This window comes from Tardiphaga sp. (genome assembly GCF_041424195.1).
Classification (GTDB): Bacteria; Pseudomonadota; Alphaproteobacteria; order Rhizobiales; family Xanthobacteraceae; genus Tardiphaga.
In genome coordinates, this window is sequence record NZ_JBGMOE010000151.1 from 1 (window position 1) to 6237 (window position 6237).

Consider the following 6237-nt stretch of genomic DNA (forward strand, 5'->3'; position numbering starts at 1 on the left):
CGGCGGCGGCCCTATCAGGTGGTGTTGTTCGACGAGGTCGAGAAGGCGCATGGCGATGTGTTCAACATCCTGCTGCAAGTGCTCGATGACGGGCGGTTGACCGACGGCCAGGGGCGCACCGTCGACTTCACCAACACGATCATCGTGCTGACCTCCAACCTCGGCAGCCAGATCCTCACGACGCTGGGCGAAGGCGAAGACGTCGCGAGCGTCGAACCGCAAGTGATGGAGATCGTGCGCGGGCATTTCCGGCCCGAATTCCTCAACCGGCTCGACGAGATCGTGCTGTTCCACCGGCTCGGGCAAGCGGAGATGGCACCGATCGTCGACATCCAGGTGCAGCGGATCGCGACGCTGCTGGCCGAGCGCAAGGTCTCGCTGGAGCTGACCGATGCTGCGCGGGCGTGGTTGGGGCGGGTTGGGTACGATCCCGTCTATGGCGCGCGGCCGCTGAAGCGCGCGGTGCAGCGCTATCTGCAAGACCCACTCGCCGACCTGATCCTGCGCGGCAGCGTGAAGGATGGCGCGACGGTGCGGGTCGACGAAGGCGACGGCAGACTGGAGCTGACCGTCGAGTGACAAAAAAAGGGGCGGCTCCTTTGCAGGAACCGCCCCTCCGCGTTGGTGTGATGCGGTTGGCTTACCAGTCGATCTTCGCGCCGAAGCGGACGAAGCGGCCGATGAAGCCCTGGCTTTCCCATGCCACGTTGTAGCCGAAGCCCGTGTCATAGGTCTGGCCCGGGTTGAAGTCGGGCTTCACGTCGAACACGTTGAGGACGTTTGCATAGAAGGTGAAGCGGTTGCCCACCTTGATGCTCGCGCTCATGTCCACATCGATGAAGCGGCGTGCACGGCACTTGAACGGCGAACCATCCGAATAGGTGTAGACCGAAACACCGCCATTGTTGGCGCAATCGCCCGGTACGCCACCATAGTCGACCGAAGCCATGTCATAGCCGCTGGTGTAATATGCCGTCGCGCTCAACGTACCCTTGCCGTTGAAGTCGAGCGTATTCTGCCAGCTGCCGCGCCACTTCGGCGCACCCGAGCACGAGGTGATGTTGCACGGGCTGAGCGATCCGTCGAAGCGCTGAACCGTACCGTTCGGCTGAACCTGCTCGAGATTGATCAGATAGGTCGCATCAACGCGGCTGGTCAGGTTGATGCCGTTGCCCAGCGGGATCCGCGCGGTACCCGACATATCGAGCCCCGACGTGGTTTCCGAAGTCGTGTTGATGAAGCTGTACTGGATGAAGCCCAACTGCGGCAGCGCGTTCGGGAAGTTGGGATCGGCGACGCCCGGCTTTACGGTGATGCCGGGAACATTCACGACGCCGTTATTGGCATAATAGGCCGCAGCCACGCCCGAATAATCCGGTGCCCCGATCAGACCCTTGATCTTGATGTGGTAGTAATCAAGCGTGAAGGTCAAGCGGCGGGTCGGCTCGAAGACGATGCCCCCGGTGATGCTGGTCGACTTCTCGGGCTTCAGATTGGGGTTGCCCGCCGAGGTCAAACCATAGCTGTACGGCAGCGTCGCGTAGGAGTCGCCGCCATGCGCGGCGATGTATGCCGCACCGCCGGCCTGGGTCGGCGAAACCGTCGACGTGATATAACCGGTCGTCGGCTGGCCATAGGCTTCCTGGAAGCTCGGGATGCGGAAGCCGCGCGACCAGGTTCCGCGGATCCGCAGCTGCTCGATTGGCTTGAAGATCGCGGTGACCTTCGGCGAGAAGTTGCTCTGCCCCGACGAATAATCGTCATAACGACCGGCACCGCTCAGCGTCAGCATATTGAACAGTGGCGCATCAATTTGGAAGAAGGCCGACTTCACGTTGCGGCTGCCCGCCGTACTCACCGAGTTGATGCTGTAATAGCGGTCGGCAGGATTGATCTCATTCGGCGCGTTCGCACTCGGATTGTTGACCGATTCGTAGCGATACGCGCCGCCGACCGCCGCCGTCAGCTCGCCACCGGGCAAGGTAAAGAACGACTTGGAAACCGACGCCTGGACTTGCCACAGCTTCGATGTCGACAGATTGTTGTTGGTCGGCGCGATATAGTCGCGCGTTGCCTGCGTGTTGAGCGACGGATCGACGAAGTTGAACGAGCCGTCGTTGATCACGTTGATCAGGCGCTGCGGATTTAGGTAGTTCTTGTTGGTAACCTTCAGATCGACCTCGGAATAGGTCGCATCGGCATTGTACTTCCAGCCTTCGCCGAACGTGCCCTGGATCCCGCCTGCGAAGCGATAGGTTTTCGTGTCGGTCAACGAGATACGCGGCTGATCGTAGCGATAATTGACCCGCGCCTGCTGACCAAGTGCCGCAAACGGATTGTTCGGGTTGAGCGTGCCATTGGCCGCGGTGCACGCCACGGTCGTGCCGCGCGGACAGACGTAAACCGGCAAGAGAACCGGGCTAAGGGTGAACTGCGTCCCGCCCGCTGCGGTCTGGCCGGCGAAGCTCAGCGGCGAAATGCTGCTGTTGGTCTGCGTCTCGTAGAAATTGCCCATCAGATAGGCCTGCGCCTTGCTGCCGACATTGACGGTCAGATGCGCCGTCGCCCCGAAGCGCTGCTCCTCTGGAATTTCCAGCAGATAATCTTTGACGTTATCCTGCGAGCAGACCAGCGAGCCGGTCGGCGTACCTGCCGCTGCCGCTTGCGCTTGCTGCGCCGGGGTCAGGGTGATCGCGGTAAGGTCCCGACAGCCAGCGGCGGGATTGAGCAACTGGAACTGCGAGCCGGCAACCGGGCTGCCGTTCAGATAGGGCCGCGCAACCGGCACGCGCGTCGAGCCAAGGCCGCCGAAGCTGCCATCGCCCTGAATGCCGTTGATCGTCTCGTTGGGCAGACAGGTGCCGCCCGCCTTACAGATCGCGCTGTAATTGTTGGTGTTCCACGGATAACCACGGTCGCGCGCGTAGATCGGGTTGTCGTGCTGGAATTCGGCATTGACGTAGAAGTTGAAGCCCTGCTCGCTGAGCTTGCCATAGCCATAGGTCAGATCGGCGCGCGTTTCGCCGCCGTCCCCGCGCTGCGAGATGCCGGCCGATGCGTTGGCGTGCAGACCGACGATCTCCTTCTTCACGACGACGTTGACGACGCCCGCGACCGCATCCGCACCATAAGTCGCGGAGGCACCGTCCTGCAGGACGTCGACCTTCTCGACGACCGACTGCGGAATGGTGTTGAGATCGACGAAGCTGCGCTGGCCGTCATCGCCGAGCGGGTAAATTGCCGAGCGCAGACCGTCGAACAGGGTCAGCGTGTTACCGGTGGTGAGGCCGCGCAGCGAGACAGCGGTCGCGCCGGTGGCGAAACCGAAGCTGTTCCAGGCACGCGTCATCGTGCCTGCACCGTTGGCGGGAATGGTCTGCAGCGCTTCGGCAATGGTGTTCTGACCGCGATTGGCAAAGTCTTGCGCGGTCAAGGTGTTGATCGGGGCGGCCGTCGCGGCGGCGCTGTTACGGATCAACGAACCCGTGACCACGATGTCCTGGCCCTGGCTGCCCGTGTCGGGCTGCGCCTGCTCGGGCACTGGCGCGGTCGACGGTGCGGCGGGTTGCTGGTCCTGCGCAAATGCTGGCACTGCAGCAAGCAGTAGCGCAGTGGATGCGGCCCCCGTCAGCAGCCGTGCCTTGCGAGCGATGAAGTCTGTTCCGATCACGTCTTTTCCCTTGCTGACCGCACGCATCTACGAAAATTCGCACCGCGGCGTTGTTTGCAAGTCTCGTGACCGAACATGTGCTCGGCCCCCCGAGACATGCGCATGGGATGAAGCGCCCAAGGCACGCTGTAAAGTGAGCCGCGCACGCCCGACTACGCTTTCATTTCACTCTGTTACATAAAAACAACAACTTCGTTACGCGTTTGCAACAGGTTAACGAAAAAGGGCGGCCCCTTCGCAGAGACCGCCCCCTTCCAACAAATACGCCGTACCTTAGAACTTAAAGTGTGCGCCCGCGCGGAACGTGCGACCAACGATGCCGGCCATGTGCCAGGTCGGCAGATAGTTGGCACCCGAATACGACGCTGGAGCAAGCGGTGCCTTCTCGCCGGTGATGTTGCCGACGAACAGGTTGAACGTGAAATTGTCGTTGACCTTGAAGGCCGCACTCACGTCAGCATAGATGAAGCGCTTGATGTAGCAGAACTTGTCGCCGGTGCCATAAAGGTTGCCACCTGCACACGAGATGTCGTCGCCTTCGTCAGCGGCGACTTCCTTGATGCGCGACACATAATAGGTCGTCGCCGACAGCGAGAGCGGACCGAACTCGATCGTGTTCTGCCAGTTTCCGCGCGCGCGCGGCGTGCCCGCGCCCGACGACAATTCGTAAGGTCCGAGCGTACCGGCATATTTCTGGATTTTGCTGCCATTACCCGGATCCAGGTCATACTGGATCACATAGGTGACATCGAGGCGGCTGGTGAAGGTCACGCTTGGGGAAATCGGCACGCGAATGTTGGCGCCGAAGTCGAGGCCAGAGCTCTTGATCGAACCGGCGTTGACGAACGGCACGTTGATGATGAGCACGCGCGGCAGCGCGTTCGGAAACAGCGGATCGGGCGCGTCGACAGCCGAAACGGTGTAGCCTGCAGGCAGCGCGGTTCCGGCGAAATAATTCGCGCGGGCAGTGCCGGCATCGGGACCCGTCACGATGACGTCGGTCTTCTTGATGTTGTAGTAATCGACCGTGAAGCTGACGTTGTGCACCGGCTCGGCCACGATGCCAGCGGTGAAGCTGCGCGACTTTTCAGGCTTCAGATTGGGGTTGCCGGTCGCGCCCGAACCGAGGCTGTAGGCCTGGGCATAGGGGTTGGTGTTGCCCGCGGTGATGAGGCCGCCATGCGCCAGCTGGAAGCTGGCCGGCGGGGTCACCGTCACGAAGCCAGCATAGCTCGACGCCGGGTTGTTTTCAGCGAAGGTCGGAGCGCGGAAGCCGTTCGAGTACGTCCCGCGGATCGCGAGTTGCTTGATCGGCGTCCATTTGGCGCCGATCTTGGGCGAGAAGTGGCTGAAGCCTTCTGAATAGTGATCGTAGCGGCCCGAACCGGTCACTTCGAGCGTCTTCAAAATCGGTGCGCCGACCTCGAAATAGCCCGCGTAAACGTCATGCGTACCAAAGGCCGCCGAGGTGTTGGCGTATTTGGTCAGGCCCGGATTGTTGCTGTTGTTGACTTCGGTCTCGTGGCGGAACTGGCCACCGACGGCGACCTGCAGATTGCCGCCCGGCAGCGCGAACAGATCTTTGGCGACTGACGCGTCAACCGAGATCAACGAGGTGTGCGACGGCGTCGTGTAGACCGGCGCGACCATGTCGCGAACGGCCTGGCTGTTGAGCGACGGATTGACGAAATTGTAGGCGCCGGTGTTGATCGCCTTCTTCAACCCGGCGATGTCGAGCACGCCGTGGTTTTCGATCGAGAAATTGTCGCGTGCACCGACCGCATCGATCTTCCAGTGATAATCGCCTGCGATATCGCCATTGAAGCCGACAGCGCCGCGGAACACTTCGTTGTTGCGGACCGAATAGACCGGGATATCGCCGAACGCATAATAGATGCGCGCGGCGTTGTTGGCCGGATCGGCGGCCCCTGCAGCTGCATAGGGGTTGTTCGGATTGAGCGTGCGGTCCGCGGCGGTCGCGCAGTTGACGCCCGACGAGCAGATATAGACTGGCAGAACGATGCCCGGGTTGCTCGACGACTGGGTCGGCGAAGCACCATAAGGCTGCGTTTGGCGGATCGAGTTGGGCGCGCGACCGATCGTGACCTGGCTGTGCGAGTAGCTTCCGGTGGCATAGCCCTCGATCGAGTCGGTGAGACGCACGCTCAGTCGGCCGGTGACGCTATAGCGCTCCTGCGACGGCTGGATGTCGTTATAGCGGGTGCCATATTCCTGGCCGTAATCATGCTTACAGCCCGTGCCGCCGGATGCCCCCGCAACGGTAAAGGTGCCATTCGCGCACTGCGCGGTCCCACCGAGCAGCGTGTAAGTACCCGTCGCGACACCGCCGGCGAAGGGATTGTTGAGGTCAGTCTGCGGAGCGCGGCGCACGACGGCGTTGGTCGACGCGGTGGTCAACGAGCTGTCGCCGGTATTGTTGTCGAGGCCGCCGATCGAGCTCAGATCGTTGGTGTTGTACGGGAAGCCGCGCGATGGTGCCGCGATCGGCTGATCCTTCTGATATTCACCGTTAATGTAAACGTTCCAGCCTTTTTCCTGATAATCAC

3 protein-coding genes are annotated in these 6237 nt (G+C 61.7%); 1 reads left to right on the plus strand and 2 read right to left on the minus strand.

Annotated elements, in window-relative coordinates; all coding sequences use genetic code 11:
* On the plus strand, nt 1–579 hold a 579-nt coding region (locus ACEK02_RS19720; RefSeq protein WP_371423261.1), incomplete at its 5' end, for an AAA family ATPase.
* Between the two features lie 61 nt (nt 580–640).
* Here ACEK02_RS19720 and ACEK02_RS19725 read toward each other — a convergent pair.
* Nucleotides 641–3670, minus strand: coding sequence for a TonB-dependent siderophore receptor (locus tag ACEK02_RS19725; RefSeq protein ID WP_033966642.1), 3030 nt, complete (start codon nt 3668–3670; stop codon nt 641–643).
* A 273-nt stretch (nt 3671–3943) separates the two neighbouring features.
* Nucleotides 3944–6237: TonB-dependent receptor domain-containing protein (locus ACEK02_RS19730; RefSeq protein WP_371423262.1), on the minus strand; the 2294-nt coding region annotated here is incomplete at its 5' end.